This window comes from Dactylosporangium sp. NPDC049742, assembly GCF_040674675.1.
Classification (GTDB): domain Bacteria; phylum Actinomycetota; class Actinomycetes; order Mycobacteriales; family Micromonosporaceae; genus Dactylosporangium; species Dactylosporangium maewongense.
The window spans coordinates 17,687-43,215 of sequence record NZ_JBFANF010000007.1; the positions used below are offsets into that span (position 1 = coordinate 17,687).

Here is a 25,529-nt window from a genome sequence, read left to right on the forward strand (position 1 = left end):
GGCCGCCGTCCACAAAGGACGGACCACGCTCTTCAGGCGTTGCGGCCCGCGGCGTGCCGCTGCAGCGTCGACTCGGGCAGGCCGGACTCGGCGGCCAGGGCCCGCCACGTCGCGCCCTCCGCCCGCCGGTGCGCGGCGTACGCGGCGACCGACGTGAACCCGAGCGGCGCGGCGGCGCTCGAGCTGCGGCTCGCGGCCCGGTGCCGTTTCGTCGCGTGCGGGACCGCGGCGACGCCGTGCCGCTCCATCGCGGCGAGGACCGACCAGCGCGTCACGCCGGCCTCGGCGGCGATCGCGGCGACCGTGCGGTGCTGCCGCAGATGGCGGTGGCGGAGGTACGCACCGACGTCGGCGTGACCGGCGGCCCGGGCGGCCGGCAGCAGCCGGGCATCGCCGGGATGGGCGCGGATCCGCGTTCGCTGCGCGGCGAGGTCCGGTGCGATCGCGGGCAGGTGCCGGGACAGCCAGTCCTTGTGCAGCCCGGCCTCGCGGCTGATCGCGGCGAGGCTCCGCCCGCTCGCGAGACGGTCGCGGACGTAGCCGGCGAAGGACGCGAACCCGAACTGGGCCGCGACCTTGGCGCTGACCTCGGACAGGTGCTGCTCGGACCGCTGCCGGTTGCCTTCGGCGCGGGCCGCGGGGCGGATGGCCGACAGGGCCGCGAGGGTCTTCACGAGGCGCTCCTGCGGGTGCGGCCGGCCCCGGGCGGCCTCGGCCGCGGCGACCGTCAGTGCGCCGCTGCGCGCCCGGACCCGCGCCGCCGCCTGCGCCCGCTGGACGGCCGGGTCGCGGTACTGGCGGGCCCGCAGCGCCTCCGCGCGCCGCTGCCGGGTCCGCCGCCCCGCCAGCGGGTTGCCGACCTCCAGGCCGAACGCGGCGATGTAGGCGGCCTTGGTCCAGCCGTGCACCCGCAGGTGACTGGCCACCGACAGGTACCAGCGACCGCACAGGTGGCAGCAGACACGGTCGCCGTCGCCCTCGCTCAGCATCACGCCGACCGGTGCGTGGAACGGCGTGCCGTCGTCGAGGTGCCCCGCGATCACGCCGCCTCCCCTGCACTGGTAGTCGCAATGAGACTACCGAGGATGCGACGCGGGCGGAACCCCGCGCCGTAGGCTGGCGCGATGGGTGAGCTGCCGCCACTGTCCCTGGCCGACTGGATCGTGCTCACCGTCGTCGACGAGCAGCCCACGCACGGCTTCGCGATCGCCGCCCTCACCGCCGAGGACGGCGCGATCGGCCGGGTGTGGCACATCCCGCGCCCGATCGTCTACCGCTGCCTGGACCGCCTCACCGGGCTCGCCCTGCTCCAGGTCGAGACCACGGAGGCGGGCAGCCGCGGCCCGCAACGCTCGATCCTCGCCACCACCCCGGCCGGATCGGCGGCGGTCGCCGAGTGGCTGCACGAGCCGGTGCCGCACGTGCGCGACATGCGCTCGGCGCTGCTGGTGAAGCTGGCCCTGCTCAACCGCCGCGGCGAGGACCCCGCCGGCCTGATCGCCGCGCAGCACGACATCCTGGCCCCGGTCCGCGACACCCTGCGACGCCGGCACGCCGCCGCGACCGGCTTCGACCGGACCCTGCTCATGTGGCGGCTGGAGAACGCCGAGGCCGCCGTGCGGTTCCTCGACGCGATCGGCCGGTCATCACCCGCGCCGCTACCGCCGGACGACGCCGGCTGACCCGCGTGCCGCCCGGGCCGGACCCGGCGGTCATCCAGCGGCGCTCACGTACACCCACGCCCGCACGCCCGACGCCAGGGACACCAGGACGCGGTGGTAGTCGTCGACCTCGTACCCGTCGGCCGCGACGAGGTCGTCGTCGGTCACGTCGAACACCACACCGGGGACACTGTCGGCGTCGTCACCGGTCGCGACGACGATCGGGTGGTGCGTCTCGCCGCTGAGCGCGAGGACGTCCGGGTCGGTGATCTCCAGCAGCCGCGTCGCGTAGCCGGGCAGCGCGTCGTCACGGCCGTCGAGCTCCCGCCCGAAGTTGGCCCGCTGCACCGCCGGGTCCCGCAGCGTGCCGTACGAGAAGAGCAGAGGCATGACGGCGATCCTTCCGGCCTCCCGGATCCGGCCGACACTCCTCCGGTCCGCGTCTCGACCTCTAGGACGGCGGCCCGGCCATGGTCACCACCGACGTCTCGCCGCAGCAGCGCAGATCCTGGATCTCGAACATCCGGCCGGCTGACCTCACAGCCGCGGGACCGGACCCGGGAGAAGTTGGTTGCACGGAAGCCTCCGGGCCGCCGCGAGCGCCGACGCCCTGGCCGTGCTCGACGCCGGCTGGACCGCCGGAGCCGCCGCGCCGCTCCTGCAGCTCCCTTAGCGCCACGCACCTGCGAGGGCCGGCGGCGGCCGTGCCGTGCACGTGCGGGGGAAGGTTGCGCCGGTACCGCGGCGGATGCACTCTTGGTGGACGAGTCTGGCGGCGACCTGCGGTCCTGCCGGGTGGCACGCCAAGGCGGGAGCGGATGGGAAACGCGTGGCTCGCCGACGTCGGCGCGGACCCGCAGCGGCGGGCCCGTGAGATCGCGGCCGCCCACGAGCGGTTCCTGTCCACGCGCGCCCTCGCCGGGATCCACCCGGGGCTGCGGGACGTCGTGGCCAGGTCCTGGCAGCGGTCGTCGGCCGCGCGGGTCGGCCAGGACGCGAGCCCGCCGGTCCTGCTCGCCGACGACGACCTGTCCACGTACCGGGCGGCGCACCCGCTCTCCCGAGTCATCGGCGTGCTGCGGCAGCTCGTCGGCGACACGGCGGACGACGGCGACTACCTCATGGCCGTGTCCGACGCCGCGGGCCAGCTGCTGTGGGTGGAGGGCCACCGGGTCGCCCGGGCCCGCGCCGAGCGGATGAACTTCGTCGAGGGCGCCCGGTGGGACGAGCCGCACGCCGGCACCAACGCCCCCGGCACCGCGCTGGCGCTCGACCACGAGGTGCAGATCTTCGCCACCGAGCACTACCTGTCGTCGGTGCAGGCGTGGACGTGCTCGGCCGCGCCGATCCACGACCCGGTCTCCGGGCAGGTGCTGGGCGTCATCGACATCACCGGCGGGCACGGTGTGGCCAACCCGCTGAGCCTGGCCCTGGTGCGCTCGGCGGCCCGCGCCTCCGAGGCCGAGCTCGCCCGGCAGCTGTCACGCCCTCCCGGCAACTCCCGACCGGTGCTCGCACCGCCGGGACTGTGGACCCCCGCCGCCGGGGCATCGGCGCGCCTGGACGCGCTCGGCGGCAACGACGGCACCCTGCACGTCGACGGGCGGACGATCCGGCTGCAGCGCCGCCACACCGAGATCCTGATCATGCTGGTGCTGCATCCGGACGGGCTGACCGGCGAGCAGCTGCTGAGCGCCCTGTACGACGACCAGGCGAACCCGGCCACCGTGCGGGTGGAGCTGAACCGGCTCCGGCACGTCGTCGGCGACCTGCTCGCATCCCGCCCGTACCGGCTGCGCACCAGCGTCGGCGCGGACTTCGCCGACGTGGCGGCGGCGCTGCGCGGCGACCACCTCGCCCGGGCCCTCGCCGGCTACCCCGGGCCGTTGCTGCCGACGTCGGAGGCGCCCGGGGTGGCCCGGCAGCGGCAGTGGCTGCACACCCAGCTCCGATCGGCGGTGCTCGCCTCGTTCGACGCCGAGCTCGTGCGGGCCTGGGCCGACCGGAGCGGCTTCGACGACCTCGAGGTGTGGGAGCGTCTCGCCGCCGTCGCGCCGCACCGCTCGGCGCACCGCGGCGTCGCCAACGCCCGCGTGCGGCAGCTCCGCGCCGAGTACGGGCTGAGCCACTGAGCGAGCGCCGACGCTACATTCATGTAACGTCCGCGAAACTACCGTGCCCGTCACGGCCCAACCGTCCAACGACGGACGGCGGCAGCTGACGGAAGGTCACCCAAGATGACCGATTTCGCCGCGCCCGGCACGTCCGGCGCGAAGATGCACTACGAGCCGCGCTACGACAACTGGATCGGCGGGCAGTTCGTGCCGCCGGTCAAGGGCCAGTACTTCGAGAACCCCACCCCGGTGACCGGTCAGGTGTTCACCGAGGTCGCCCGCGGCACCGCCGACGACGTCGAGCTCGCCCTCGACGCCGCCCACGGCGCGGCGCCCGCCTGGGGCCGGACCTCGGCCGGCGACCGGGCGAACATCCTCAACAAGATCGCCGACCGGATGGAGGCGAACCTCGAGGCCCTCGCCGTCGCCGAGACCTGGGAGAACGGCAAGCCGATCCGGGAGACGCTCGCCGCCGACATCCCCCTGGCGATCGACCACTTCCGCTACTTCGCCGGCGCCATCCGGGCCCAGGAGGGGTCGCTGTCGGAGCTGGACGACGACACCGTCGCGTACCACTTCCACGAGCCGCTCGGCGTCGTCGCCCAGATCATCCCGTGGAACTTCCCGATCCTCATGGCGACCTGGAAGCTCGCGCCCGCCCTCGCGGCCGGCAACGCCGTCGTGCTCAAGCCCGCCGAGCAGACCCCCGCCTCGATCCACTACCTGATGAGCCTCATCGGCGACCTGCTCCCGCCGGGCGTCGTCAACATCGTCAACGGGTTCGGCGTCGAGGCCGGCAAGCCCCTCGCGTCCAGCGCCCGGGTCGCGAAGGTCGCGTTCACCGGCGAGACGACCACCGGGCGGCTGATCATGCAGTACGCCAGCGAGAACATCAAACCGGTCACGCTGGAGCTCGGCGGCAAGAGCCCCAACATCTTCTTCGACGACGTCAGCGCCGCCCAGGACGACTTCTACGACAAGGCCCTCGAAGGCTTCACGATGTTCGCCCTCAACCAGGGCGAGGTCTGCACCTGCCCGTCCCGCGCGCTGATCCAGCAGGGCCACTACGACCGGTTCCTGCACGACGCCGTCGCCCGCACCGAGCAGATCGTGCAGGGCCACCCCCTCGACCTGGCCACCATGATCGGTGCGCAGGCGTCCAACGACCAGCTCGAGAAGATCCTGTCGTACCTCGACATCGGCCAGCAGGAGGGCGCCAAGGTCCTCACCGGCGGCGCGCGGGCCGACCTCGGCGGCGAGCTCGCCGGCGGGTACTACGTGCAGCCGACGATCTTCCAGGGCAACAACGCGATGCGCATCTTCCAGGAGGAGATCTTCGGTCCGGTCGTGTCGGTCGCGCCGTTCGCCGACTTCGACGACGCCATCAAGATCGCCAACGACACGCTGTACGGGCTGGGCGCCGGCGTCTGGACCCGCGACGGCTCCAGGGCCTACCGGGCCGGCCGCGCCATCCAGGCCGGTCGCGTGTGGACCAACTGCTACCACGCGTACCCCGCGCACGCCGCCTTCGGCGGCTACAAGGGCTCGGGCATCGGCCGGGAGAACCACAAGATGATGCTGGACCACTACCAGCAGACCAAGAACCTCCTGGTGAGCTACTCCCCCAAGAAGCTCGGCTTCTTCTGAGCCGATGGCCGAGATGTCACGCGTCGCGGTCACCGACGCCGCGGCCGAGTTGTTGCGCAAGCTGTACGCGGCCAACGGGCCGCTGATGTTCCACCAGAGCGGCGGCTGCTGCGACGGCAGCTCCCCGATGTGTTACGTCGACGGTGAGTTCCGCACCGGCGGGTCGGACGTGCTGCTGCAGGAGCTGCGGATCGACGGCGTGCCGGAGCCGGTGACGTTCTGGATGTCCGCGGCGCAGTTCGAGGCGTGGCGGCACACCCACCTCACCGTCGACGTGGTCAAGGGCCGCGGCGGCGGGTTCTCCCTGGAGGCTCCCGAGGGCGTCCGCTTCCTGATCCGGTCGCGGCTGCTCACCGCCGAGGAGAACGCCGTGTTCAACCCGTAGACGGGTCTGCGGCGTCTCCAAGGCGACGGCCGGCCGGGGCCACGACCCCGGCCGGCTACGCCAACGCCACGCTCACCTCGGTCGACTTGATCAACGCGACCGCCTCGGCGCCTCCGGCCAGGTCGAGGTCCTCGGCGGCGTCCTTGGTGATCGCGGCCGTGACCGTCGCCCCACCGGCGATGCTGAGCTTGACGGTGCTCATCACCGCGCCGTGCTCCACGGCCGTGACGGTGCCCGCCAGCTGGTTGCGGATGCTCAGCTGCATGGGATCCACCGTAACCGCGGCGGCGGCGCGCCTACCCGGTCATGCGTTCGGCGACGGCGAGGAACCGCTGCTCACTGCCTACGTCGGCGGTCATCCCGCTGCCCCCGGTCATGGCTCCGTCGTGCAGATGCGGGGCTGATGAGACCAGACTCTCGAAGACGCGAGCCCGGCGGCCGATTTGCTGCTGCACATGCGACAGCTAGGGTGTGCCGGTGACAGTGTTCCGGATCAGTGAAGCGGCCGAGCTGCTGGGCGTGAGCGCGGACACCGTCCGGCGCTGGGTCGACGCGGGCCGGCTGACCGCCAGCCGGGACGAGCACGGCCACCGGCTCATCGACGGCCTCGATCTCGCCGAGTTCGTCCGCACCGAGGGCACCGACACCGGCGCCTCCTCGGCGCGCAACCGGCTGCGCGGGATCGTCACCGCCGTCGTCAAGGACACGGTGATGGCGCAGGTCGACATCCAGGCCGGCCCGTTCCGGATCGTGTCGCTGATGAGCCGGGAAGCCGTCGACGAGCTCGACCTGCAGGTCGGCTCGGTGGCCATCGCAGTGATCAAGTCGACCACGGTCGTGGTGGAGCGCTCCACCCCGGCCGTCGCGAACAAGGGGAGGACCAGCTCGTGACATCCCGTTGGATCCGCACCAGCCTGGCCGCGCTCGCGGCCGTGACCGTCGTGGGGATCAGCGCCTGCGCCGACGACGCGAAGACCGCCGCCCCGCAGCCGTCCACCGGCAGCGCCAGCAGCGCCGCCGCGGTCACCGGCGACATCACTGTGTTCGCGGCGGCCTCGCTGACCGAGTCGTTCAAGACCATCGGCAAGGACTTCGAGACCGCCAATCCCGGCACGAAGGTCACCTTCAACTTCGCCGGCAGCTCCGCCCTCGCCACGCAGATCAACCAGGGCGCGCCCGCGGACGTGTTCGCCTCCGCCGCGCCGGCGAACATGAAGACCGTCACCGACGCCGGCGGCGGCGAGGGCACGGCCACCACCTTCGTGAAGAACCAGCTCGTCATCGCGGTGCCGAAGGGCAACCCGAAGGCGATCAAGGGCCTCGCCGACCTGACGAAGCCCGGCGTGAAGGTCGCCCTGTGCGCCGAGCAGGTGCCGTGCGGCGCCGCCGCGAAGAAGGCCCTCGACGCCGCCGCCGTGAAGCTCACCCCGGTGACCCTCGAGCAGGACGTGAAGGCCGCCCTGTCGAAGGTGAAGCTCGGCGAGGTCGACGCGGCCCTGGTGTACCGGACCGACGCCAAGACCGCCGCGGCGGACGTCGAGGGCGTCGAGTTCCCCGAGTCCGCCGGCGCGATCAACGACTACCCGATCATCGTGCTGAAGAAGGCGAAGAACCCGGCCGGCGCGCAGGCGTTCGTCGCCTACGTCATGTCCGACAAGGGCAAGGCCGTCCTCACGGGCGCCGGCTTCCAGGCACCGTAAACTCCGGCGATGCCGATCGTGGACTCCGCGAAGGCGGCGCGACCAGCGGTCGCGCCGCCCCGGCGGCAGCGGATCCCGGCCGGGCTGCTCCTGCCGGCCGGGCTCGGCCTGCTGTTCCTCACGGTCCCGCTGATCGGCCTGCTGATCCGCGCTCCCTGGGCCACGCTGCCGCAGCGGCTCACCGAGCCGGGCGTGCTCACCGCGCTGCGGCTGTCGCTGCAGTGCGCCACCCTCGCCACGCTGGTCTGCGTGCTCCTCGGCGTGCCCCTCGCCTGGCTCCTCGCCCGCATCGAATTCCCCGGCCGGCGCCTCGTCCGGGCGCTCGTCACCGTCCCGCTCGTGCTGCCGCCCGTCGTCGGTGGCGTGGCGCTGCTGCTCGTCTTCGGCCGCCGCGGGCTGCTCGGCGAGTGGCTCGACACGACGTTCGGCATCACGTTCCCGTTCACCACCACCGGGGTCGTCATCGCCGAGTCGTTCGTGGCGATGCCGTTCCTCATCATCGCCGTCGAAGGCGCGCTGCGCGGCGCCGACAGCCGCTACGAGGAGGCCGCCGCCACCCTCGGCGCCGGCCGCTGGACCACGTTCACGCACGTGACGCTGCCGCTCGTCGCGCCCGGCATCGCCGCCGGCGCAGTGCTGTGCTGGGCCCGGGCGCTCGGCGAGTTCGGCGCCACCATCACCTTCGCCGGCAACTTCCCCGGCACGACCCAGACGATGCCCCTCGCCGTCTACCTGGCCCTGGAGACCGACCTGGACGCCGCGATCGTGCTGAGCCTGATCCTGCTCACCGTCTCCGTCGCCATCCTCGCCGGCCTCCGCGACCGCTGGATCACCAGCCCATGACCGGCGCCTTCGTCGACGCGCACCTCGTCGTGGACCGGGGCACGTTCCGGCTCGACGTCGCCCTGCGGATCGACCCGGGGCAGGTCGTCGCGCTACTCGGCCCCAACGGCGCCGGCAAGACCACCGCGCTGCGCGCCCTCGCCGGGCTCCAGCCCCTCACGACCGGGCACGTCACCGTCGACGGCGCCGACCTCGACCGGCCCGACCGGCGCCGCTTCACCCCGCCGGAGCGCCGCCCGATCGGCGTCGTCTTCCAGGACTACCTGCTGTTCCCGCACCTGACCGCGCTCGACAACGTCGCGTTCGGCCCGCGCCGTCACGGCGTCGACCGGCGCACCGCCCGCGAGCAGGCCGCCGCCTGGCTCGACCGGGTCGGGCTGGCCGGGCACGCCAAACGCAAGCCCCGCCAGCTCTCCGGCGGGCAGGCCCAGCGGGTCGCCCTGGCCCGCGCCCTCGCCGTGCACCCGGCGCTGCTGCTGCTCGACGAGCCCCTGGCCGCCCTCGACGCCCGCACCAGGCTTGACACCCGCGCCGAGCTGCAGCGGCACCTCGCCGAGCACGCCGGCGCCGCGCTGCTCGTCACCCACGACCCGCTCGACGCGCTCGTCCTCGCCGACCGGCTCGTCATCGTCGAGGACGGTCACGTCGTGCAGGAAGGCGACGCGGCCACCATCACCGCCCGGCCACGCACCGACTACGTCGCCCGTCTCGTCGGCCTCAACCTGTACCGCGGCCGCGCCGACGGCCACACCGTCCACCTCGCCGGCGGGTTCGACCTCGCCACCACTGACCGGCTCGACGGCGACGCGTTCGTCGTGTTCCGGCCCTCCGCGGTCGCGCTGCACCCGCAACGACCCGACGGCAGCCCCCGCAACACGTGGAGCGCGACCGTCGCCGGCATCCAACGCCACGGCGACAACCTGCGGATCCAGCTCGACGGGCCGATCACCGCCGCGGCCGACGTCACCCCGGCCGCCGCCGCGCACCTGAACCTGGCTCCGGGCCAGCAGCTGTGGGCCGCCGTCAAGGCCACCGAGACGCACGCCTACCCGGCCAGCGGTCCGGCGACCCGCGCTGAGCCGCCTGGCACCTGACCTGATCCCGAGGCGACCACCGGCTCGGACCAACATACGGCCGTACATAGTAGAGCGCTACAGTCGTCGCATGGGCTCCGTAGCAAAGCTGCTCGCCGCGCGACTCGCGCTGTTCGTCGCCGCGGCCGGCGTGATGTACATGCTGCCGATCGCCCTCGATCCGGCGTTCAAACTCGCCATCGCGCTCGTCGTGAGCATGATCCTGTCGGCCTTCCTGCTCCGCCGCCTCCGCGCCCACGTGACCGCCGACGTGCAGGACCGCGTCCAGCGCAGGCAGGAGCGCAGGAGCGGCTCCGACCGGCCGGCCGGGTAGGCCTCGCACAGCGGCCCGCTACGGATGGGTGGGGTGTTCGTGGCGGGCGTGGCCGGCCGGCTCCAGCTGGAACGTCGAGTGGTCCACGTCGAAGTGCCCGGCCACGCAGGCCTGCAGCGCGTCGAGCAGTTGCGGGGCGTGCCCGTCCTGGAAGCATTCGTCGCGGACGACGACGTGGGCGCTGAGCACCGGCAGGCCTGACGTGACGGCGTGGACGTGCAGGTCGTGCACGTCCAGGACGTGGTCGAGCCCGGTGACGTGGTGGCGGACCTGGTCCAGGTCGATGCCGGACGGTGTCGCTTCGAGCAGCACGTTGACCGCCTCGCGCAGCAGCCGGACCGCCCGCGGGGCGATGACGAGGCCGATGAGCACCGACACGATCGCGTCGGCGCGGTTGAACCCGGTCGCCGCGATCACCCCCGCGGTGACGAGGACGCCGACTGAGGTGGCGGCGTCGGTGGCGACCTCGAGGAACGCGCCGCGCATGTTGAGGCTGGCGTTGCGGGCCCGCCACAGCAGGGCGACGCCGACGAGGTTCCCGGCCAGGCCGATGAACCCGAACAGCGCCATGCCGCCCGGTTCGACGGTGGACGGCTCGACCAGCCGGCGGATGCCCTCGACGAACACATAGACGCTCATCCCGGCGAGGACCAGGCCGTTGACGGCGGCGGCGAGGATCTCCGCGCGGGCCCACCCGAACGTGCGGCGGCCCGTCGCCGGGCGGGCGGCGAGCACCGTCGCACCGAGGGCCAGGGCGACCCCGCCCGCGTCGGCGAGGACGTGCCCGGCGTCGGCGAACAGCGCGAGACTGCCGGTGGCCAGCGCGCCGACGACCTCGACGGCGAAGATCGCCACCGAGACGGCGAGCGCACCGGCGAGCGCGCCACGGTGCCGGCCGGTCGCCGTCACCTGGTGGTCGTGGTCGTGTCCGTGGCCCATCAGATCACCTTCCCGCGACACATGTTCACATGCGCATATTAATACGCGTAACCGATGACGCGTCAAGAGCCAGATCCCTTCTACTATGTTGCTTCGTAGTTGCGATCCGAGAGTGATTGAGGTGCCCCACCCGGGAACTTTCAGGTCCCGGCGAACGACTACGTGACGTAGGAGTCAGGTCAGGGGAAGGAACGGGTGCGGTGAGGTCAGACACGCGACGACGGATCCGGTGGCGGGCGGGCGCGGCGCTGACGGTGGTGGCCGTCGTCACGGCCCTCACCGCCGCCTCGCCCGCCTGGGCGCACAACGCGCTGCGCGGCAGCACCCCGGCCGAGGGCGCCAGCCTGCCCACCAGCCCGCCGGCGATCACGATGACGTTCCGCGAGTCGCCGAACGCCGCCATGGCGCAGGTGGCGGTGGTCGATGCCGCCGGCGCCGACCTGGTCGCGGGAGCGCCGACCGGCGCCGGGACCACGCTCACCCAGCCCTTGCGGGCGGCGACCGTGGCCGGTGCGGTCAGCGTCACGTACCGCGTCGTCTCCACCGACGGGCACCCGATCCAAGGCAAGATCACCTTCACGGTGGCCACCGCCCCGGCCACGTCGCCGGCCGCCGCCAGTCCGTCCCCGGTGCCGGCCCAGACCAGTGCCGCCGCGCCGGCACCCACGACCGCCGCCGCCACGTCCCAGGCCGCCGCCGCCACGGCGGAGGAGCCGGTCCAGCCGTGGGGCGTCGCGTTCGTCGTCGGGCTGCTCGTCGGTCTCATCACGATCGCCGCGGCCCTCGCCTTCTGGCCGCGGCGCCGCTCCGACCAACCCGGCGAACCGGACGCCACCTGACCACCGCCCTTTCGGAGGTACGGACGTACATGCTCACCGTCATGTGGCAGCGCATCGCCGTCGCCGTCGCCGTCATCGCCGCGGTGCTCCTGGTGCCGGGGGTCGCCGCCGCACACGTCAGCGTCACCGCCGTGGACGCCGTCCCGGGCCAGACCGCCCGGCTGACGTTCCGGGTGCCGAACGAGAGCGACACCGCCAGCACCGTCAAGCTCGAACTCGTCATGCCGACCGCGACCCCGATCGCGTTCGTCGCGCTCAAGGCCGTCCCGGGCTGGACCGCCACGACCGAACGGGCCCCGCTGCCCACACCGGTCGACACCCCGGACGGCCGGCTCACCGAGGCCGTCACGAAGGTCACCTGGACCGCGGCGGCCGGCGGCGGCATCAAACCCGGCTACTTCGAGGACTTCGAGCTGTCCGCCGGCCCACTGCCCGACGTCGGCACCATCGTGTTCAAGGCCCTGCAGACGTACTCCGACGGCGAGGTCTCCCGCTGGATCGAGGAACCGACCGGCGGCCAGGAACCCGACGACCCGGCACCGGTCCTGCACCTGACCCGCGCCGCACCCGGCAGCGCTCCGCCGGCCGCCGCACCGGCCGCGACGGGCTCCTCGGACACCGGCCCGCTGCCGGTCGTCCTGTCGGCGGCGGCGCTCGCGGTTGCTGTCGCGGCATTGGTACTGACCGTCGCCGGCGCCCGGCGGGCAGCGCGCGACGCGAACCGGCGACCGGAGTGACCCGGTGGTGTTGAAGGAGGTCGCGCGGCGACGCGTGCCGGCCGCGGTGCCGGTCGTGGCCGGAGTCATCGCGGCGACGGGTGCGGTGTACGCCGCCGGGGGCGCCGACGCGACGGCGCTGCCGGGGCTGCGGGTGGCCGGCCCGGTCACCGCGTGGGGACTGCCGATCGCCAGGGTGCTGGCCGACGTGGGCGCGGCGGCGACGCTCGGGCTGCTGCTCGCCGCGGTGTGCCTCGCGCCGGTCGACCGCGAGCGGACCGGGCGGGAGCGCCGGTCGTCGCTGTCCGCGACGGGATTCCACGCGACCCGGCTGGCGTCCCTGGCCGCGGCCGGATGGCTGGTGGCGGTCGCCGCGCTCGCCGTGTTCACCGTGTCGGACCTGCTCGCCGCGCCGGCCGCGGACGTCGTGCGTGGACGGGCGGCGGTGAGCTTCCTGCTCGACCTCGTGCAGGGCCGGGCGATGCTGGTGAGCGCGGCCGCAGCGGCGGTGATCGCGGTCGTCGCCCGGTTCGCCTTCGCCGTGCGCACGGTCGTGCCCCTGGTCGCGGTGTCCGTGGCGGGGCTCGCCGCGCCGGCGTTCGCCGGGCACGCGGCCTCGTCGGGCAACCATCAGCTCGCCGTGTCGTCGCTGGTGCTGCACAGCGTCGCCGCGGCCGCCTGGCTCGGCGGGCTGACGGCGCTGCTGCTCCTCCGCCTCCGCGGCACCGCCGACCGGCACCGGGCGGTGCGCCGGTTCTCCGTCCTCGCCACCTGGTGCCTGCCGATCGTGGTCGCCGCCGGGTCGATGAACGCCCTGACCCGCCTGCAACACCCGGCCGAGCTGTGGAGCAGCCCGTACGGACGGCTCATCGCCGTCAAGATCGGCGCCGTCGCCGCCGTCGCGTGCCTCGCCGCGTGGCACCGGCAGGTCAGCATCCCGGCCCTGGCCGGCGGCCGACCCGGGGCGTTCCGGCGGATCGCCGTCGTCGAGGTGGCCGTCCTCGCCGCGGCGTTCGGGCTCGCGGTGGCCCTGTCCCGGACGCCTCCGCCGGCCGCCGACAACGGCGAGGAGACCCTCGCCCAGAGCCTGCTGGGCTTCCCGATGCCCGGCCCGGTGTCGGTCGGCCGGCTGCTGACGCAATGGCTCGTCGAGCCCCTCGCGGTGACGGTCGCGCTCGTCGCCGCCGGTGCCTACGCCGCGGGCTGGTGGCGGCTGCGGCGGCGCGGCGTCGGCTGGCCGGTCCACCGCCTCGTCGTGTGGACCGCCGGCTGGGCGGTCGTGGTCGTCGCCACCAGCTCCGGGCCGGCCCGCTACGCGCCGGTGCTGTTCAGCGCGCACATGGCGGTGCACATGGCGCTGAGCATGCTCGCCCCCATCCTGCTCGTCCTCGGCGCACCCGTGAGCCTGGCGCTGCGCGCCCTGCGCCCCAGCCGCGAGAGCACCTGGCCCGGGCCCCGGGAGTGGCTCACCGCCGCCCTGCACAGCCGCCCCGCCGCGCTGCTCAGCCATCCGCTCGTCGCGCTCGCGGTCTACGTCGGCAGCCTGTACGGGCTGTACTTCACCGGCCTGTTCGAGCTCGCGCTGCGCTCCCACGCCGCGCACCTGGCCATGCAGGCGCACTTCCTCGCCGCCGGCTACCTCTTCTTCCACACCCTGATCGGGCTCGACCCGGGCCGCCGTCCCGCGCCGTTCCCGCTGCGGATGGTGCTGCTGTTCGCCGCGATGGCCCTGCACGCCATCTTCGGGCTCGCGGTGCAGCAGTCCACGACCGTGCTCGCCGCCGACTGGTACGCCGCCCTCGCCCGCCCCTGGGGCCCGTCGCCGCTGCAGGACCAGCGACTCGGCGGCGGCATCGCCTGGTCGTTCGGGGAGCTCCCCAGCGCCGTCGTCGCACTCGTGCTCCTCACGCAGTGGTGGCGCACCGACCAGCGCGAGGCGCGACGCGTCGACCGGGCCATCGACCGGGCCGACGCCGCCGGCGAGGACCACGCCCTCGCCGCCTACAACCGCCAGCTGGCCGCCTGGGCCGCCGAGGCACGACGTACCGACGACGCCACCGACGAGGGAGCCACCCGCCGATGACCAAGAAGACCAAGCCCCGCACCGCCGCGTTCAACGCACCCGCCCGACGCGCGGGCCCGACCCGGGGTCCGGCCCGCGGATGGTGGCAGAACGGCAACCTGATGCTGACCGTGACCCTCGTGGTCGCCGCCGTGATCGCCGTCGGCGCGTTCCTCCTCGTCGACGGCACCGGCAGCGAAGCCGAGCCGGTCACCGGTGCGGCCGACCCACGGCTGGTCCGTGTGGACAGCCACCGCCTCGACGTCGCCGCCGACGGAAAGGTCACCCTGGTGGAGTTCCTGGACTTCGAGTGCGAGTCCTGCGGCGCCGCCTACCCGTCGGTCGAGCGGCTCCGCAAGGAGTACGCCGGGAGGATCACCTACGTGGTGCGGTACTTCCCGCTGCCCAACCACACCAACGCCCAGAACGCCGCCCAGGCGGCCGAGGCCGCGGCGCAGCAGGACAAGTTCGAGGCCATGTACACCAAGCTGTTCGACACCCAGAAGGCGTGGGGCGAGGCGCGGACCTCGCACGCGGACACGTTCGCCGGCTACGCCGAGCAGCTCGGCCTCGACATGACCCGCTACCGCGCCGACGTCACCGCACCGGCCACGGTCGAGCGCGTCAACCGCGACAAGGCCGACGGCACCGACCTCGGCGTCCAGGGCACCCCGACGTTCTTCCTCAACGGCAAGCGGCTGCAGGTCTCCCCCACGTACGCCAACCTGAAGAAGGCCGTCGACGACGCCCTCGCGGCCGGCAGCTGATGCCGGTCCCCGCCCGCAGGCTCGGGTGGCTGCTCACGGTCGCCGGCGCGCTCGGGCTGGCCGCCGCGTTCGTGCTCACCGTCGAGAAGGTCCGGCTGCTGCAGGACCCGGCGTACCGGCCGACGTGCAGCATCAACCCGATCCTGTCGTGCGGCTCGATCATGGCCAGCGACCAGGCCGAGGTCTTCGGGTTCCCCAACCCCCTGCTCGGCCTGGTCGGGTTCACCGTGGTCGGCACCACCGGCGTCGCCGTCCTTGCCGGTGCCGTCCTGCCCCGCTGGTGGTGGCTCGGGCTGCAGGCGGGCGCCGTCTTCGGCGTGGTGTTCGTGCACTGGCTGTTCGTGCAGAGCGTGTACCGCATCGGCGCCCTGTGCCCGTACTGCATGGCCGTGTGGGTCGTGACGATCGCCGTCTTCTGGTACGTGACGCTGCACAACCTCGGCGGACGGCCGATCGTGGACGCGGTCGCGCGGTTCCACAGCACGATCCTCACCGCCTGGCTGCTCCTCCTGACCGCATTGATCGGCGCCGAGTTCTGGGACTTCTGGAGGACCCTGCTGTGACCGCCCCACCGATGCGATGGCGGCGGGTCCTCGCCGCGGTGGTGCTCGGCGTGCTCGCCGTCCTCGCGCTGCCGGCCGGACCGGCGGACGCGCACGCGACGCTGGTCGGCTCGAACCCGACGGCGGACGTCGTCGTCGACGCGCTGCCCGGCGAGGTCGTCATCACGTTCACCGAGCCCGTCCGGCCCGTCGCCGACAAGGTCAGGGTCATCGCGCCGGACGGCGGGCGCCTGGACACCGGCAAGGCCACGGCCCGCGACGCCGACCTCGTCGTCCCGCTGCGTGGCACCGGGCCGCGAGGCACCTACCTGGTCAGCTACCGGGTCATCTCCGCGGACAACCACCCGATCAGCGGCGGCTTCGCCTTCTCCTTCGGCGAGGTCACCGCCACCCCGACCGACGACGCGGGTGCCGACGTCCGGACCGATCCTCTGGTGAAGCACATCATGTCGGCCGCACGGTGGATCGGCTTCCTGGGACTGATCCTGCTGGTTGGACCGGCCCTCGTCCTCCTCACCCTGTGGCCGGCCCGGTTGCCCACCGCCGGCCCGGTCCGCCTCGCGCTCGCCGGCGCCGGTCTGGTCGCGGTCAGCGCCCTGCTGGAGCTGTACCTGCAGATCCCGTACACCTCCGGCGGCGGCCTCCTCGGTCCAACCGTCGACGGCGCAGGCGACGTGTTCGGCAGCACCTACGGCGCCGCCCACCTGATCCGTCTCGCCGCCGTCGTCGCGGCCGTGCTGCTCCTGCGACCGGTCGCCGGCCTGCGCGCCGGGAAGCTCGACCAGGCGCTGCTGATCGGGCTCGGCGTCATCGGCGCCGCCACCTGGCCGCTGTCGGGGCACCCGAGCGCCTCCCCCGTCCCCGCGCTCACCGTCGTCGCCGACGCCGCGCACCTCGCCGCGATGGCCGTCTGGGTCGGTGGCCTGGTCATGCTGTTCGGGTTCCTGCTCCGCCACGCCGACCACCGCGAGCTGGGCGTCATCGTGCCGGTCTGGTCCGGCTGGGCGTTGCTCGCCGTCACGGTCCTCGTCCTGGCCGGCACCGCCCAGGCGCTCGTCGAGATCGGCACGCTCAGCGCGCTCACCGGCACCCTGTACGGGCAGCTGGTCATCGTCAAGGCCGGCCTGTTCGCCGTCATCCTCGCGGCCGCCGCGTACGCGCGGAACGTCACCAACCGCCACTACCCGGCCGCCACCGACGACGCGGACGACGACGAGACGCCCGACGAAGCCGCCGGCGCCGCGGTGCGCGGACGGCTGCGGATCGGGGTCCTCGTCGAGACCGGCGTCGTCGTGTTCGTCCTCGGCGTGACATCCGTGCTGGTGCAGACGACCCCGGCGCGCAGCGTCGAGGCCGCCGCGAGCCAACCCGGCCGGCCGGTTGAGGTCAAGGTCGGCGGCAGCCTGCTCCAGGTCGTCGTCGACGTCTCGCCGGCCAGGACCGGGATCAACACCGTCCACCTGTACGCCCGCAAACCCGACGGCAGCGCGCCGCTCAAGGTCGTCGAGTGGAAGGCGACCGTCGCACTGCCGTCGAAGGAGGTCGAACCGATCACGGTGCCGCTCGTGGCCCTCACTCCGGACCACGCCAGCGGGCAGATCGCATTCCCCGCCGCCGGCACCTGGGACATGCGCGTCACCGCGCGCATCGACGACATCAACCAGGCGACGGTCACCGCCAGAATCCCGGTCGGCTAGGCTCCCTCGACTTACTACTATGCTTGATAGTAGTATTCGTCGCGAGTCGGGGACCTTGGTGTGGTCGCTGTCAACCCGGCTTGACGCGGCGCGCGTTCCGCCTCGCTCAGGGGCTCGCGCCGCGTGGCAGCGGCTCCCGCCGCGCCGGACTCTCAGATGCCGATGACTCCGGGCCCGACGGTCACCCGCAGCCAGATGATGAACTCGGTCCACGCGCCGGTCAGCAGCGCGAGACCGACCGCCATCAGCATCACGCCGCCCGCCACGTTGATGGCGCGGCGGTAGGGGCGGGTCGCGGTGATGAAGGCCAGCCCGCGCCGCATGCCGACCGCGACGGCGAGGAACGGCAGACCGAGCCCGGCGCAGTACGCCGCGGCGAGCAGCAGCCCCCGGCCGACCGTCGCGTCCACCGCGGCCAGCGACAGCACCGCGCCGAGGGTCGGGCTCACGCACGGCACCCAGCCGAGCCCGAACGTCGCCCCGAGGACGGGGGCACCGGCCAGCCCGGCGCGGGGAAGCAGCCGGAGCCGGCGCTCGCTCGGCACCCGGGGCAGCAGACCGACGAACGCCAGTCCCAGCACGACGGTCAGCGCCCCCGCGACGACCTCGACCGTCCGGGCGTGCTGCCACAGCAGGCGACCGGCCTGCGCGAACGTCACCCCGGTCAGCAGGAACACGACGGTGAACCCCGCGACGAACAGGCACGCACCGGCGAGCATGCGTCCACGCCCGGCCGCCGCGCGTCCTGTCATGTTCCCGGACGCCGCGTTCCCGGACGCCACGGGTCGCGGTCCCGGCAGCGTGGTGGCGGCGAGGCCGGTGACGTAGGACAGGTAGCCGGGCACGAGCGGCAGCACGCACGGCGACAGGAAGCTCACCAGGCCCGCCAGCAGCGCCACGGCCATTCCCGCCAGCAGGGGGCCGCCGGCGGCGACCCCTGCGAAGAAGTCCCCCACCGGCGCTCCTCGATCAGACGCGAGCCACCACGGTACCAACGACTCCTATCCGCCGTAGTAGGAGGGTGATTCCGGGCTCACTCCGGCGACGGGGAGCCGTCGGACGGGCCGCCGTCGGCACCCAGCAGCCCGGCGAACTGGCGGACCAGGTCCGCGCCGGTCATGCCCGCCGCCGTGAACTCGTGCACGTCGCCGTCGACCATGCCGACGGACACCCGCACCCGCTCCCCCTCCTCGGTGCTGCGCGCCCACTGGATGCCCTCCAGCGGCAGGTCCGGTGCCGTCACACCGTCACGGATCGCCCGTCCGGCCCGCGCGGACAGGACCCAGCCCGCGACGGCCGTGGCCACGGCGAACACCGCGAGGGCGCCCGCGGCCGCGAAGAGCACCTCGCCGGCGCGGGCATTGACGGCGGCGCCGACGCCCATGCCGGTCATCGCGAGGGCCAGGGCGCCGAACGCGGACCCGCCCGCCCAGCGCAGCAGCGCCTGCCGGCGGGCGGCGCGGGCGACCACGTGCACACCGCCGCCGGTGAACCACAGCGTCGCCGTCGTCCCGTCCGCCAGCTCGACCCCGCGCAGTTGCATGCCGCCACGGTACGCGGTCCGTCACCGCCGCCCGATCCGGCCAGGGCGGTGGCACGATTCGGGGATTCGTTACTACTAGCCTGCCTAGTACTGTCCTTCTCAGCAACACGGACGACAACGACACAGCCAATTGGAAGGAACACCGCGATGAGCGAGTACGGCGAATTCGAGACCGGCTACGAGTCCGGCGACGTCGAGCAGCTGCACACCGAGGCCGGCAGCGAGCAGGACTACCAGTCGGACTTCGGCGTCTACAGCCAGGACAGCGCGTCGGCCGAGTCCACCGACTTCGAGACCGGCAAGCACGTCGAGTACGTCGGCGCCGACGGCTCCCGCTACGAGTCCACCGACTACACCAGCTACAGCCACGACGAGGCCGAGACCAACAGCGTCTTCGCCGCCGAGGGCAGCGAGCAGTCGTCGTCCTCCGAGTACGCGAGCATCGACGCACTGCGCGCCCAGTTCCAGTCCGCCTTCGCCGAGGGCACCCAGATCTCCGACGGCGGGCACGGCCCCTCCATCGCCGGACACTGACCTCGGCGACCCGACGAGGTCGAGCGGTCCGCACGCGCAGATGCCAGCGGGGCGTGTCAGCCGCCATCAGGCGGAGGACACGCCCTTGCGCGTACGAGGCCCGAGAAGCGGCGGCTACCGCCCGGATGCCGACGGTGGGTCGTGTCCGCCGGCGAGCAGCAGGACCGGCGTCGGCGCGGTGCTGTTGTGCCGGTCGGCCCAGCTGCTCAGGGCGGTCTGGCAGGCGTGGTCGACGTGCCGCAGGCCGCGCAGGTCCAGTTGCACGGCCCGGTGCGCCGGCAGGGCCGACAGCGCGGTGAGGATGACGGGCAACCGCAGGAACGTGGCGTTGCCGACCAGCCTGACGTGGATCGGGCCCCGGCCGGGGTCGGTGACGTGCACGCGGACGTGCGACGTCGCCCAGGCCGACTTCGCGACCGCGAGCCCGAGCCCGATCAGGACACCCTGGAACATGTCGATGAGCAGGATGGCACCGGCGGTCCCGGCCAGCACCAGCGCCTCGCCGCGGTGCTCACGCCACAGCTGCGGCAGGACCTTGACCGGCAGCAGCTTGAACCCGGCGTGGATCAGCACGCCCGCCAGCGCCGGCAGCGGAATGAGCCCGAGCACGGCCGGCAGCGCCGCGACGAACACCAGCAGCCAGACCCCGTGCAGCACCCGGGACGCCTTGGTCCGCGCGCCGGCCTGGACGTTCGCCGCGCTGCGCACGATCACCGCCGTCATGGGCAGCGAGCCGAGCACACCGCAGACGCTGTTGCCGATGCCCTGCGCGACGAGTTCCTTGTCGAACGCGGTCCGCGACCCGTGGTGCATCCGGTCGACGGCGGACGCACTGAACAGGCTCTCCGCCGAGGCGACGAGCGCGAACGCGACGGCCGTGCCGAGCACACCCACGTCCGCCAGCTGCCGGAGCTGCCCGATCGACGGCTGCAGCACGCTGAGCAGCCCACCGACGTCCACGGTCGCCAGCGGCAGGTCCAGCACCGCCGTCGCGGCGGACGCGGCCGTCACCGCGACCAGCATGCCGGGCACCAGGCGCGCCGGGCCGGGCAGCTGCGCCCACCGCACGGCGATCACGATGGTGCCCAGTCCGACCGCGACGGCGGTCAGCGCCGTGCTCGAGGTGGCGGCCCGCGCGGCCAGCCGGACCAGCCCGGCCAGCTTGTCGATGCCGCTCGACGGTGCCGTGGCGCCGGCGAGGACGTAGAGCTGCGCGGCGATGAGCAGCAGTCCGATGCCGGTCAGCATGCCCTGCACGACCGCGACGGAGATGGCCTGGAACCAGCGGCCGACCCGCAACGCGCCCAGCCCGATCTGCAGCAGCCCGGCGACCAGCACGATCGGCCCGAGGGCGGCGACACCGTACGCGTCGACGGCCTCGGCGACGAGCGCGGTGAGGCCGGCCGCGGGTCCGCTGACCTGCAGGCTGCTGCCGGGCAACGCCCCGGCGACCAGTCCCCCGACGACGCCTGTCACCAGTCCGAGCTCCGCCGGCACGCCGGACGCCACGGCGACTCCGGCGCACAGGGGCAGCGCGACGAGGAACACCACGATCGAGGCCGGCAGGTCGGTGCGGGCGACCCGCATCGCCCGGCGCACGGGCGTGGTCACAGCGGCTGGAACGCGTCGGAGCCGGGCCGGGCGGCGAGCACCTGACCGGTGTCGACCGCGTACACCCAGGCGTGCAGCCTGAGGCGGCCGGTGGCCAGTCGCCGCGCGACGCACGGGTGGCTCTGGAGGTGGTCGAGCTGGGTGAGCACGTGCCGCTGCGCCGCCCCGGCAAGGTCCGCGGCCAGGTCCGCGGCCAGGTCCGCGGCCGCCGTCGCGAGGTCCGCGGTGTGGCAGAGCCAGCGCCGGACCATCGGCATCGTCGCGGTCCGCGCGGCGTCGGCCAGCGCGCGCACGGCACCGCAATAGGTGTGGCCGCAGACGACGATGTCGGCCACGCCCAGTCCGGTGACGGCGAACTCGATCGCGCTGGCGGCGGCGCAGGCGACCTGCGGCCGGTACCGCGGAACGATGTTGCCGACGGCTCGCAGTTCGAAGATGTCGCCCGGGCCGGCCCCGGTGAACAGCGCCGGCGCGACACGGGAGTCGGAGCAGCTGATGAACATGGCCTGCGGCCGGCTGCTCGCCGGCCAGCCGGGCGAAGCGGTGCGACTGGCCTTTGACGGTCTCGGGGAAGGCACGTGCGTGGTCGATGAAGGTCTGCATGATCGTCCAGGTTCGGTAGCGGCGTGAGTGACGTGGCTGCGCCCCGTGCCGCCGCACATGCCGGCGCGCGTCGCTCAGAACGGGTCGGAGGACGCGTGGTCTCGTGCGGCGGGCAGAGATGGGTCGCTCAGCACCGCAGGATCTGCAGGAGGGCCTGTATCCGGCCCGCGATGTACCGGCGGCCGGCGGCTGCCGGCGGCGCGGCCTGCACGGCGGCCACGCAGCGGCTCTGGATGACGTCACCGATGACACCGCCGGCCCGGCGCTCCGCCAGGGGCTGGCTCCGCATGGGCCTCGCGACCTGGTCGCGGTCGATCCCCGTGCAGTCGGCGGGACGCTCCACGACCGGCAACTGCTGGTTGCCGGCCGCCGCGGGTACGCCGGAGACGGCGCCGACCGGATGGTGCACCGCGCCGAGGTGCAGCAACAGCGCGCACACGACCATTGCCACGGCCGACACGACCTTGCGCTGCACCATCCACCCTCTCGTCGGCTCCGCCGGCGGGATCAGTCGGGTGGATCAACACGGCCGGCTCGCGCCGGTTACGGGATGCCAGCTGTGAAATAGCTGAAAAAGGGCGAAACGGTCAACGCCAAGGTCCCCGGTTACAACGACAACGCGGCGGGCACCCAGGACCCGCAGCAGCGGTCGAACATCGCCATAGCCAGGGGCGCGACCGCGACCGCGGCCACTCCCGCGGCGACGCACGCCCTGGCCGCCGCGGCGAGCGGCCGCGGCGGCGCGAGCAGGCGGTGCAGTCGCTCCATGCTGTCGCCGCCGCTGACGGCCAGCAGCCCGTCGCCCGCGCCGACCGGTCGCGCCATGGTGACGAGCGCCCGGGCGAGGTCGATCCGCGCGGCACTGCGGGCGGCGGTGTCGTCGGCGCACAGCTCGACCAGCCGCTCGACCTGCCGCCTCGCCAGCGTGAAGGCGGCGACCCCGGGAAACGCCTGCTCCAGGAACCGGACCCAGTGGGTGAGGTGGTAGTGCCGTCCGCTGACATGGGCGCGCTCATGCGCGAGCACGGCGTGCAGCTCCGGCGCCCGGAGCTGGTCCACGGCGCCGGAGGTGATCACGATGTCGGTCGCCCGCCCCGGCATCAGGTAGGCGGCGGGCTGGTCGTGCCGCACCACCGTCGCGCCGGGCACCGGCGAGGGGATGCCGGCGAGCCGGACGAGCATCCGCAGATCGGCGCGCCGCGCCCGCTGGACGGCGACCATCCGGACGACGCCGAGCCCCATCCGGTAGCACAGCACCGCCACGGTCACGAGACCGACGACCGCGGCGACCTGGGCCGGCGCGTCGTGCCGGCCGAGCAGCGAGTCGAGGCAGAAGTGCCAGGCCCCGCTCACCAGGTCATGGGTGCGGTCCCAGTACAGCAGCAGGTTGAGCCCGGTGAGCAGGCTCGATGCCACGACGGCGCACGACCCGACGAGCCAGGCGGTCAGGGCCAGCCGCGGCGCCCGCACCACCCACGACGCCCCGGCCAGCCGCGGCGCGGCCACGAGCGCGAGGACGAGCGTGAACGCGATGAGCAGCAGTGGACTCATCGGCCCGAGATCCGCCGCTCGTAGCTGTTGAGCGCCTCGCGGAGCGCGGCGGCGTCGTCCATGGTCATCCGGCCGACGAAGTGCATCAGCGCCTCGCCGCGGTCGCCGCTGTCGACGAGCACCTCGTGCATGGTCCGCGCGACGAGCTGGTCGCGGGTCAGCGCCGGCAGGTACCGGTACGCGCGGCCGTCCGGCTCGCGGGTCAGCCAGCCTTTGCGGTACAGCGTGTCGATCACGGTCATGACGGTGGTGTAGGCGAGCTTCCGGTGCCACCGCAGGTCGTCCATCGCCTCACGGACGGTGGTCGGCGCGTCCCGCTTCCACAGCACCTCCATGAGTGCCGTCTCCAGCTCTCCGAACCCTTGCACGACGCACCCTCCGCCCGACTGACGGCTAGCCTAGCGTGGCCGCGCCCACCACCGCGCCGCCCGAACGGTGGCGATCGGTCATCGGAGCCACGACCGTACGCCGCAAGCTACTACATTCGATAGTAGCTTCCGTCCGGGCATCGGCGAGACCGCATGCACCACGGCAGTCGATCATCGACAGGAATCGGCGTCGGGACTTTTTTCGCGACCTGTTAAAATACTATCGATGGTCGTAGACTCCGCTGCATGTGGAGGACGTCCGCCAGGCAATCGTTTTCCTGCCGGGTGCTGGCGGCGACGGCGCTTGTCGTGGCCTGCACCGGCTGTACCGCCGAACAACCGCCGACTGAGCACCGATCCCCCGCCGTCGCCGGTCCGGTCCTCGCGCCGCCGTCGGCAGGGTTGCCGGTGCACCCGTCCGGCAGCCCGACGGCCCTGCACGGCTCGTGGGACGTCAGTCAGGTGGACGACCCGTGCCGGACCCTCACGCAGCAGGAGGCCGCCCAGGTCCTGGCGATCCCGGTCGACCCGCCGCGGAAGGTGGAGAGCTGGCCGCCGGTGTGCGCCTTCGGCCTGACAGCCAAACTCGGACCCCTCGCCCCCGGCGGCACGCCCACCGTCACGGAGTACCTGTACCTGCTCGACGACTCCCAGACCAGCGGCCGTGACGACTTCGAACGTGGGCGCAGCAACCCAGCCGTCGTCGAGCCCGTCACCGGGATCGGCGACGAGGCGTACTGGACGCCGGACAAGTTCGAGCTGCAGGTGATGAGCGGCAAGACGCACGTCATCACCAAGTTCAGCGGCCGCAACCCACCGGCCGACGCCAAGGCCAAGGCCATCGCGGTCACCCGGATCTCACTGCCCAGGGCGAAGCCCTAGAAGAGCGCGGCGCCGATCCACGACCCCCGCTCGACCCCCGGCGGGCACGCGAACACGCCGCCGGCCAGGTGCTGGCTGAAGCCCTTGAGCGGGTCGTTCGCGGCGAGCCGCCGCTGGATGGCGACGAACTGCCGCTGCGGGTCGCGCTGGTAGCAGATGAAGATGAGCCCGGCGTCGATCAGCCCGTTCGGGTCGGCGCCGGCGTCGTACGAGTAGGACCGCCGCAGCAGTTTGGCGCCGCCGTTCGCCTCGGGCGACGCCAGCCGGGCGTGCGACGCGGGAAGGTCCAGGCGGTCGTTGCTGTCGCGGCGGCGGCCGATGACCGTCTCCTGGGTCGCGACGTCGGTGCGGTCCCAGGTGTCCAGCAGCAGCCGGATCCGGCGCACGACGAGGTAGGTGCCGCCGTGCAGCCACGCGGGTCCGTCGCTCACCCAGAGGTGCTCGGCCTGTTCCTGCTCCTTGGCCAGGTCGAGGTTGGCGGTGCCGTCGCGGAACCCGAACAACCCGACGGGGTCCGCCGCGTCGCCCGCGTCGCGGAACCCGACCTGCCGCCAGCGGAGCGCGGCGTTGCCCCGACCGGCGCTCACGAGCGCACGGACCGCGTCGTGTGCCGTCGTCGGATGCTGGGCGCAGACCTGGACGCAGAGGTCGCCGCCGCCGGCGGCCGGCTCCAGGGACTCGCCGGGGAACGCCGGCAGCTCGGCCAAGGGCGCCGGGCGGCGGTCGGCGAGGCCGAACCGGCCCTCCGTGAACAGGGCCGGTCCGAAGCCGAACGTGACGGTGAGCGCGGCACCCGCCGCGCGGGTCAGCTCCTCGGCGACCCCGGTCCACGCCCGCAGCAGGTCGATCAGGCCGTCGCGGTCCCTCGCCACCACGTCGAAGCCGGACATCTGCAGGAACGGCAGGACCGGCGTGGTGATGCCGGACTGGTGGACGCCGTGGAACGACGGTGGCGGCGGGTCGCTGCACCCCGCCGCCCCGAGCAGCGATCCGCCCAGGATCCCGGCGCCGGCCAGCACCGAGCGGCGCGGGATCCCCTGTCCTTCCACCGCCGGTGCCATCGCCAGAACCTACATCGAGCGCCATACATCAGGCGA

General features: G+C 73.5%; 29 protein-coding genes. 17 read left to right on the plus strand and 12 right to left on the minus strand.

Annotated features, from left to right (window positions below):
* Positions 1–32: 32 nt before the first annotated feature.
* The gene (locus tag AB0J72_RS11590; RefSeq protein ID WP_363397652.1) at positions 33–1,043 is read right to left on the minus strand and encodes a hypothetical protein; all 1,011 of its coding nucleotides are present in this window, start codon (positions 1,041–1,043) and stop codon (positions 33–35) included.
* A gap of 81 nt (positions 1,044–1,124) precedes the next feature.
* Between AB0J72_RS11590 and AB0J72_RS11595 the strand changes: the two genes are divergently transcribed.
* Positions 1,125–1,682, plus strand: coding sequence for a hypothetical protein (locus AB0J72_RS11595; RefSeq protein ID WP_363397654.1), 558 nt, complete (start codon positions 1,125–1,127; stop codon positions 1,680–1,682).
* Between the two features lie 30 nt (positions 1,683–1,712).
* Here the strand turns inward: AB0J72_RS11595 and AB0J72_RS11600 are convergent, their stop codons facing one another.
* Positions 1,713–2,051 (minus strand): gamma-glutamylcyclotransferase family protein, encoded by a 339-nt coding sequence (locus AB0J72_RS11600; protein ID WP_363397656.1) that lies wholly within the window; start codon positions 2,049–2,051, stop codon positions 1,713–1,715.
* A 428-nt stretch (positions 2,052–2,479) separates the two neighbouring features.
* On the opposite strand from AB0J72_RS11600, the gene AB0J72_RS11605 reads away from it, so the two are divergent.
* The 3 genes from AB0J72_RS11605 (at position 2,480) to AB0J72_RS11615 (ending at position 5,807) form a co-directional block, all read left to right on the plus strand.
* Complete coding sequence (locus AB0J72_RS11605) at positions 2,480–3,793, plus strand: transcriptional regulator (RefSeq protein ID WP_363397658.1); 1,314 nt, start codon at positions 2,480–2,482, stop codon at positions 3,791–3,793.
* Positions 3,794–3,898: 105 nt separating this feature from the next.
* Positions 3,899–5,422, plus strand: coding sequence for an aldehyde dehydrogenase (gene adh / locus AB0J72_RS11610; RefSeq protein WP_363397660.1), 1,524 nt, complete (start codon positions 3,899–3,901; stop codon positions 5,420–5,422).
* Between the two features lie 4 nt (positions 5,423–5,426).
* Entirely contained in the window at positions 5,427–5,807 is a 381-nt protein-coding gene (locus tag AB0J72_RS11615) for a DUF779 domain-containing protein (protein ID WP_344500057.1), read from the plus strand.
* A gap of 55 nt (positions 5,808–5,862) precedes the next feature.
* Here AB0J72_RS11615 and AB0J72_RS11620 read toward each other — a convergent pair whose 3' ends face one another.
* Entirely contained in the window at positions 5,863–6,072 is a 210-nt protein-coding gene (locus tag AB0J72_RS11620; RefSeq protein WP_363397662.1) for a TOBE domain-containing protein, read from the minus strand.
* Between the two features lie 212 nt (positions 6,073–6,284).
* Here AB0J72_RS11620 and AB0J72_RS11625 point away from each other — a divergent pair, with 212 nt between their 5' ends.
* The 5 genes from AB0J72_RS11625 to AB0J72_RS11645 all read left to right on the plus strand — a co-directional run bounded on the left by AB0J72_RS11625 (position 6,285) and on the right by AB0J72_RS11645 (position 9,757).
* Positions 6,285–6,698: a TOBE domain-containing protein gene (locus AB0J72_RS11625; RefSeq protein WP_344500055.1), complete on the plus strand. Its 414-nt coding sequence runs from the start codon at positions 6,285–6,287 to the stop codon at positions 6,696–6,698.
* Entirely contained in the window at positions 6,695–7,507 is an 813-nt protein-coding gene (modA, locus tag AB0J72_RS11630) for a molybdate ABC transporter substrate-binding protein (protein WP_363397665.1), read from the plus strand. Before AB0J72_RS11625 ends, modA begins: the two co-directional genes overlap by 4 nt.
* A 9-nt stretch (positions 7,508–7,516) precedes the next feature.
* On the plus strand, positions 7,517–8,350 hold the full coding sequence (locus AB0J72_RS11635) for an ABC transporter permease (protein ID WP_363397667.1): 834 nt from the start codon (positions 7,517–7,519) through the stop codon (positions 8,348–8,350).
* Positions 8,347–9,444, plus strand: coding sequence for an ABC transporter ATP-binding protein (locus AB0J72_RS11640; RefSeq protein WP_363397669.1), 1,098 nt, complete (start codon positions 8,347–8,349; stop codon positions 9,442–9,444). The genes AB0J72_RS11635 and AB0J72_RS11640 overlap by 4 nt, the downstream gene beginning before the upstream one ends.
* A 70-nt stretch (positions 9,445–9,514) precedes the next feature.
* Positions 9,515–9,757 carry a DUF4229 domain-containing protein gene (locus tag AB0J72_RS11645; RefSeq protein WP_363397671.1) on the plus strand — a complete coding sequence of 81 codons (243 nt, stop codon included), beginning with the start codon at positions 9,515–9,517 and terminating at the stop codon, positions 9,755–9,757.
* A gap of 18 nt (positions 9,758–9,775) precedes the next feature.
* On the opposite strand, the gene AB0J72_RS11650 is transcribed toward AB0J72_RS11645, so the two are convergent.
* On the minus strand, positions 9,776–10,696 hold the full coding sequence (locus AB0J72_RS11650; RefSeq protein WP_363397673.1) for a cation diffusion facilitator family transporter: 921 nt from the start codon (positions 10,694–10,696) through the stop codon (positions 9,776–9,778).
* A 200-nt stretch (positions 10,697–10,896) separates the two neighbouring features.
* Between AB0J72_RS11650 and AB0J72_RS11655 the strand changes: the two genes are divergently transcribed.
* The 6 genes from AB0J72_RS11655 (at position 10,897) to AB0J72_RS11680 (ending at position 17,340) form a co-directional block, all read left to right on the plus strand.
* Entirely contained in the window at positions 10,897–11,535 is a 639-nt protein-coding gene (locus AB0J72_RS11655) for a copper resistance CopC family protein (protein ID WP_363397675.1), read from the plus strand.
* A 41-nt stretch (positions 11,536–11,576) separates the two neighbouring features.
* A complete protein-coding gene (locus AB0J72_RS11660; RefSeq protein ID WP_363397677.1) occupies positions 11,577–12,272 on the plus strand; it encodes a YcnI family protein in 696 nt (231 codons plus the stop codon).
* A 4-nt stretch (positions 12,273–12,276) separates the two neighbouring features.
* Positions 12,277–14,334 (plus strand): cytochrome c oxidase assembly protein, encoded by a 2,058-nt coding sequence (locus tag AB0J72_RS11665; protein ID WP_363397679.1) that lies wholly within the window; start codon positions 12,277–12,279, stop codon positions 14,332–14,334.
* A 101-nt stretch (positions 14,335–14,435) separates the two neighbouring features.
* Positions 14,436–15,080, plus strand: a complete 645-nt coding sequence (locus AB0J72_RS11670) for a thioredoxin domain-containing protein (protein ID WP_363398066.1) — start codon at positions 14,436–14,438, stop codon at positions 15,078–15,080.
* Positions 15,080–15,643: a vitamin K epoxide reductase family protein gene (locus AB0J72_RS11675; RefSeq protein WP_363397681.1), complete on the plus strand. Its 564-nt coding sequence runs from the start codon at positions 15,080–15,082 to the stop codon at positions 15,641–15,643. Before AB0J72_RS11670 ends, AB0J72_RS11675 begins: the two co-directional genes overlap by 1 nt.
* A gap of 11 nt (positions 15,644–15,654) precedes the next feature.
* On the plus strand, positions 15,655–17,340 hold the full coding sequence (locus AB0J72_RS11680) for a copper resistance protein CopC (protein WP_363398068.1): 1,686 nt from the start codon (positions 15,655–15,657) through the stop codon (positions 17,338–17,340).
* A gap of 152 nt (positions 17,341–17,492) precedes the next feature.
* On the opposite strand, the gene AB0J72_RS11685 is transcribed toward AB0J72_RS11680, so the two are convergent.
* Positions 17,493–18,296 (minus strand): cytochrome c biogenesis protein CcdA, encoded by an 804-nt coding sequence (locus AB0J72_RS11685; protein ID WP_363397683.1) that lies wholly within the window; start codon positions 18,294–18,296, stop codon positions 17,493–17,495.
* A gap of 77 nt (positions 18,297–18,373) precedes the next feature.
* Positions 18,374–18,883 carry a hypothetical protein gene (locus tag AB0J72_RS11690; protein WP_363397685.1) on the minus strand — a complete coding sequence of 170 codons (510 nt, stop codon included), beginning with the start codon at positions 18,881–18,883 and terminating at the stop codon, positions 18,374–18,376.
* 147 nt (positions 18,884–19,030) lie between these two features.
* On the opposite strand from AB0J72_RS11690, the gene AB0J72_RS11695 reads away from it, so the two are divergent.
* Positions 19,031–19,417: a hypothetical protein gene (locus tag AB0J72_RS11695; protein ID WP_363397687.1), complete on the plus strand. Its 387-nt coding sequence runs from the start codon at positions 19,031–19,033 to the stop codon at positions 19,415–19,417.
* Between the two features lie 114 nt (positions 19,418–19,531).
* Here the strand turns inward: AB0J72_RS11695 and AB0J72_RS11700 are convergent, their stop codons facing one another.
* The 5 genes from AB0J72_RS11700 to AB0J72_RS11720 all read right to left on the minus strand — a co-directional run bounded on the left by AB0J72_RS11700 (position 19,532) and on the right by AB0J72_RS11720 (position 23,550).
* The gene (locus tag AB0J72_RS11700; RefSeq protein ID WP_363397689.1) at positions 19,532–21,028 is read right to left on the minus strand and encodes a SulP family inorganic anion transporter; all 1,497 of its coding nucleotides are present in this window, start codon (positions 21,026–21,028) and stop codon (positions 19,532–19,534) included.
* Positions 21,025–21,531, minus strand: a complete 507-nt coding sequence (locus tag AB0J72_RS11705; protein WP_363397691.1) for a carbonic anhydrase — start codon at positions 21,529–21,531, stop codon at positions 21,025–21,027. Before AB0J72_RS11705 ends, AB0J72_RS11700 begins: the two co-directional genes overlap by 4 nt.
* 227 nt (positions 21,532–21,758) lie before the next feature.
* On the minus strand, positions 21,759–22,109 hold the full coding sequence (locus AB0J72_RS11710; RefSeq protein WP_363397693.1) for a hypothetical protein: 351 nt from the start codon (positions 22,107–22,109) through the stop codon (positions 21,759–21,761).
* 128 nt (positions 22,110–22,237) lie between these two features.
* Entirely contained in the window at positions 22,238–23,182 is a 945-nt protein-coding gene (locus AB0J72_RS11715; RefSeq protein WP_363397695.1) for a M56 family metallopeptidase, read from the minus strand.
* Positions 23,179–23,550 carry a BlaI/MecI/CopY family transcriptional regulator gene (locus tag AB0J72_RS11720; protein WP_363397697.1) on the minus strand — a complete coding sequence of 124 codons (372 nt, stop codon included), beginning with the start codon at positions 23,548–23,550 and terminating at the stop codon, positions 23,179–23,181. The genes AB0J72_RS11715 and AB0J72_RS11720 overlap by 4 nt, the downstream gene beginning before the upstream one ends.
* A 246-nt stretch (positions 23,551–23,796) precedes the next feature.
* Between AB0J72_RS11720 and AB0J72_RS11725 the strand changes: the two genes are divergently transcribed.
* Positions 23,797–24,432, plus strand: coding sequence for a hypothetical protein (locus AB0J72_RS11725; protein WP_363397699.1), 636 nt, complete (start codon positions 23,797–23,799; stop codon positions 24,430–24,432).
* On the opposite strand, the gene AB0J72_RS11730 is transcribed toward AB0J72_RS11725, so the two are convergent.
* Positions 24,429–25,493, minus strand: a complete 1,065-nt coding sequence (locus AB0J72_RS11730; RefSeq protein ID WP_363397701.1) for a Dyp-type peroxidase — start codon at positions 25,491–25,493, stop codon at positions 24,429–24,431. The two genes, AB0J72_RS11725 and AB0J72_RS11730, sit on opposite strands and share 4 nt — an antisense overlap.
* Between the last annotated feature and the right edge of the window lie 36 nt (positions 25,494–25,529).

Excerpts from the sequence above, each read along its gene's own strand:
- AB0J72_RS11670 (WP_363398066.1), top strand. The coding sequence starts at position 14,436 with ATGCTGACCGTGACCCTCGTGGTCGCCGCCGTGATCGCCGTCGGCGCG.
- AB0J72_RS11680 (WP_363398068.1), top strand. The coding sequence starts at position 15,655 with ATGCGATGGCGGCGGGTCCTCGCCGCGGTGGTGCTCGGCGTGCTCGCC.
- AB0J72_RS11710 (WP_363397693.1), bottom strand. The coding sequence starts at position 22,109 with ATGGTGCAGCGCAAGGTCGTGTCGGCCGTGGCAATGGTCGTGTGCGCG.
- AB0J72_RS11620 (WP_363397662.1), bottom strand. The coding sequence starts at position 6,072 with ATGCAGCTGAGCATCCGCAACCAGCTGGCGGGCACCGTCACGGCCGTG.
- AB0J72_RS11635 (WP_363397667.1), top strand. The coding sequence starts at position 7,517 with ATGCCGATCGTGGACTCCGCGAAGGCGGCGCGACCAGCGGTCGCGCCG.
- AB0J72_RS11600 (WP_363397656.1), bottom strand. The coding sequence starts at position 2,051 with ATGCCTCTGCTCTTCTCGTACGGCACGCTGCGGGACCCGGCGGTGCAG.
- AB0J72_RS11660 (WP_363397677.1), top strand. The coding sequence starts at position 11,577 with ATGTGGCAGCGCATCGCCGTCGCCGTCGCCGTCATCGCCGCGGTGCTC.
- AB0J72_RS11690 (WP_363397685.1), bottom strand. The coding sequence starts at position 18,883 with ATGCAACTGCGCGGGGTCGAGCTGGCGGACGGGACGACGGCGACGCTG.
- AB0J72_RS11640 (WP_363397669.1), top strand. The coding sequence starts at position 8,347 with ATGACCGGCGCCTTCGTCGACGCGCACCTCGTCGTGGACCGGGGCACG.
- AB0J72_RS11645 (WP_363397671.1), top strand. The coding sequence starts at position 9,515 with ATGGGCTCCGTAGCAAAGCTGCTCGCCGCGCGACTCGCGCTGTTCGTC.
- AB0J72_RS11725 (WP_363397699.1), top strand. The coding sequence starts at position 23,797 with ATGTGGAGGACGTCCGCCAGGCAATCGTTTTCCTGCCGGGTGCTGGCG.
- adh (WP_363397660.1), top strand. The coding sequence starts at position 3,899 with ATGACCGATTTCGCCGCGCCCGGCACGTCCGGCGCGAAGATGCACTAC.
- AB0J72_RS11715 (WP_363397695.1), bottom strand. The coding sequence starts at position 23,182 with ATGAGTCCACTGCTGCTCATCGCGTTCACGCTCGTCCTCGCGCTCGTG.
- AB0J72_RS11595 (WP_363397654.1), top strand. The coding sequence starts at position 1,125 with ATGGGTGAGCTGCCGCCACTGTCCCTGGCCGACTGGATCGTGCTCACC.
- AB0J72_RS11605 (WP_363397658.1), top strand. The coding sequence starts at position 2,480 with ATGGGAAACGCGTGGCTCGCCGACGTCGGCGCGGACCCGCAGCGGCGG.
- AB0J72_RS11615 (WP_344500057.1), top strand. The coding sequence starts at position 5,427 with ATGGCCGAGATGTCACGCGTCGCGGTCACCGACGCCGCGGCCGAGTTG.
- AB0J72_RS11650 (WP_363397673.1), bottom strand. The coding sequence starts at position 10,696 with ATGGGCCACGGACACGACCACGACCACCAGGTGACGGCGACCGGCCGG.
- AB0J72_RS11675 (WP_363397681.1), top strand. The coding sequence starts at position 15,080 with ATGCCGGTCCCCGCCCGCAGGCTCGGGTGGCTGCTCACGGTCGCCGGC.
- AB0J72_RS11730 (WP_363397701.1), bottom strand. The coding sequence starts at position 25,493 with ATGGCACCGGCGGTGGAAGGACAGGGGATCCCGCGCCGCTCGGTGCTG.
- AB0J72_RS11695 (WP_363397687.1), top strand. The coding sequence starts at position 19,031 with ATGAGCGAGTACGGCGAATTCGAGACCGGCTACGAGTCCGGCGACGTC.
- AB0J72_RS11705 (WP_363397691.1), bottom strand. The coding sequence starts at position 21,531 with ATGTTCATCAGCTGCTCCGACTCCCGTGTCGCGCCGGCGCTGTTCACC.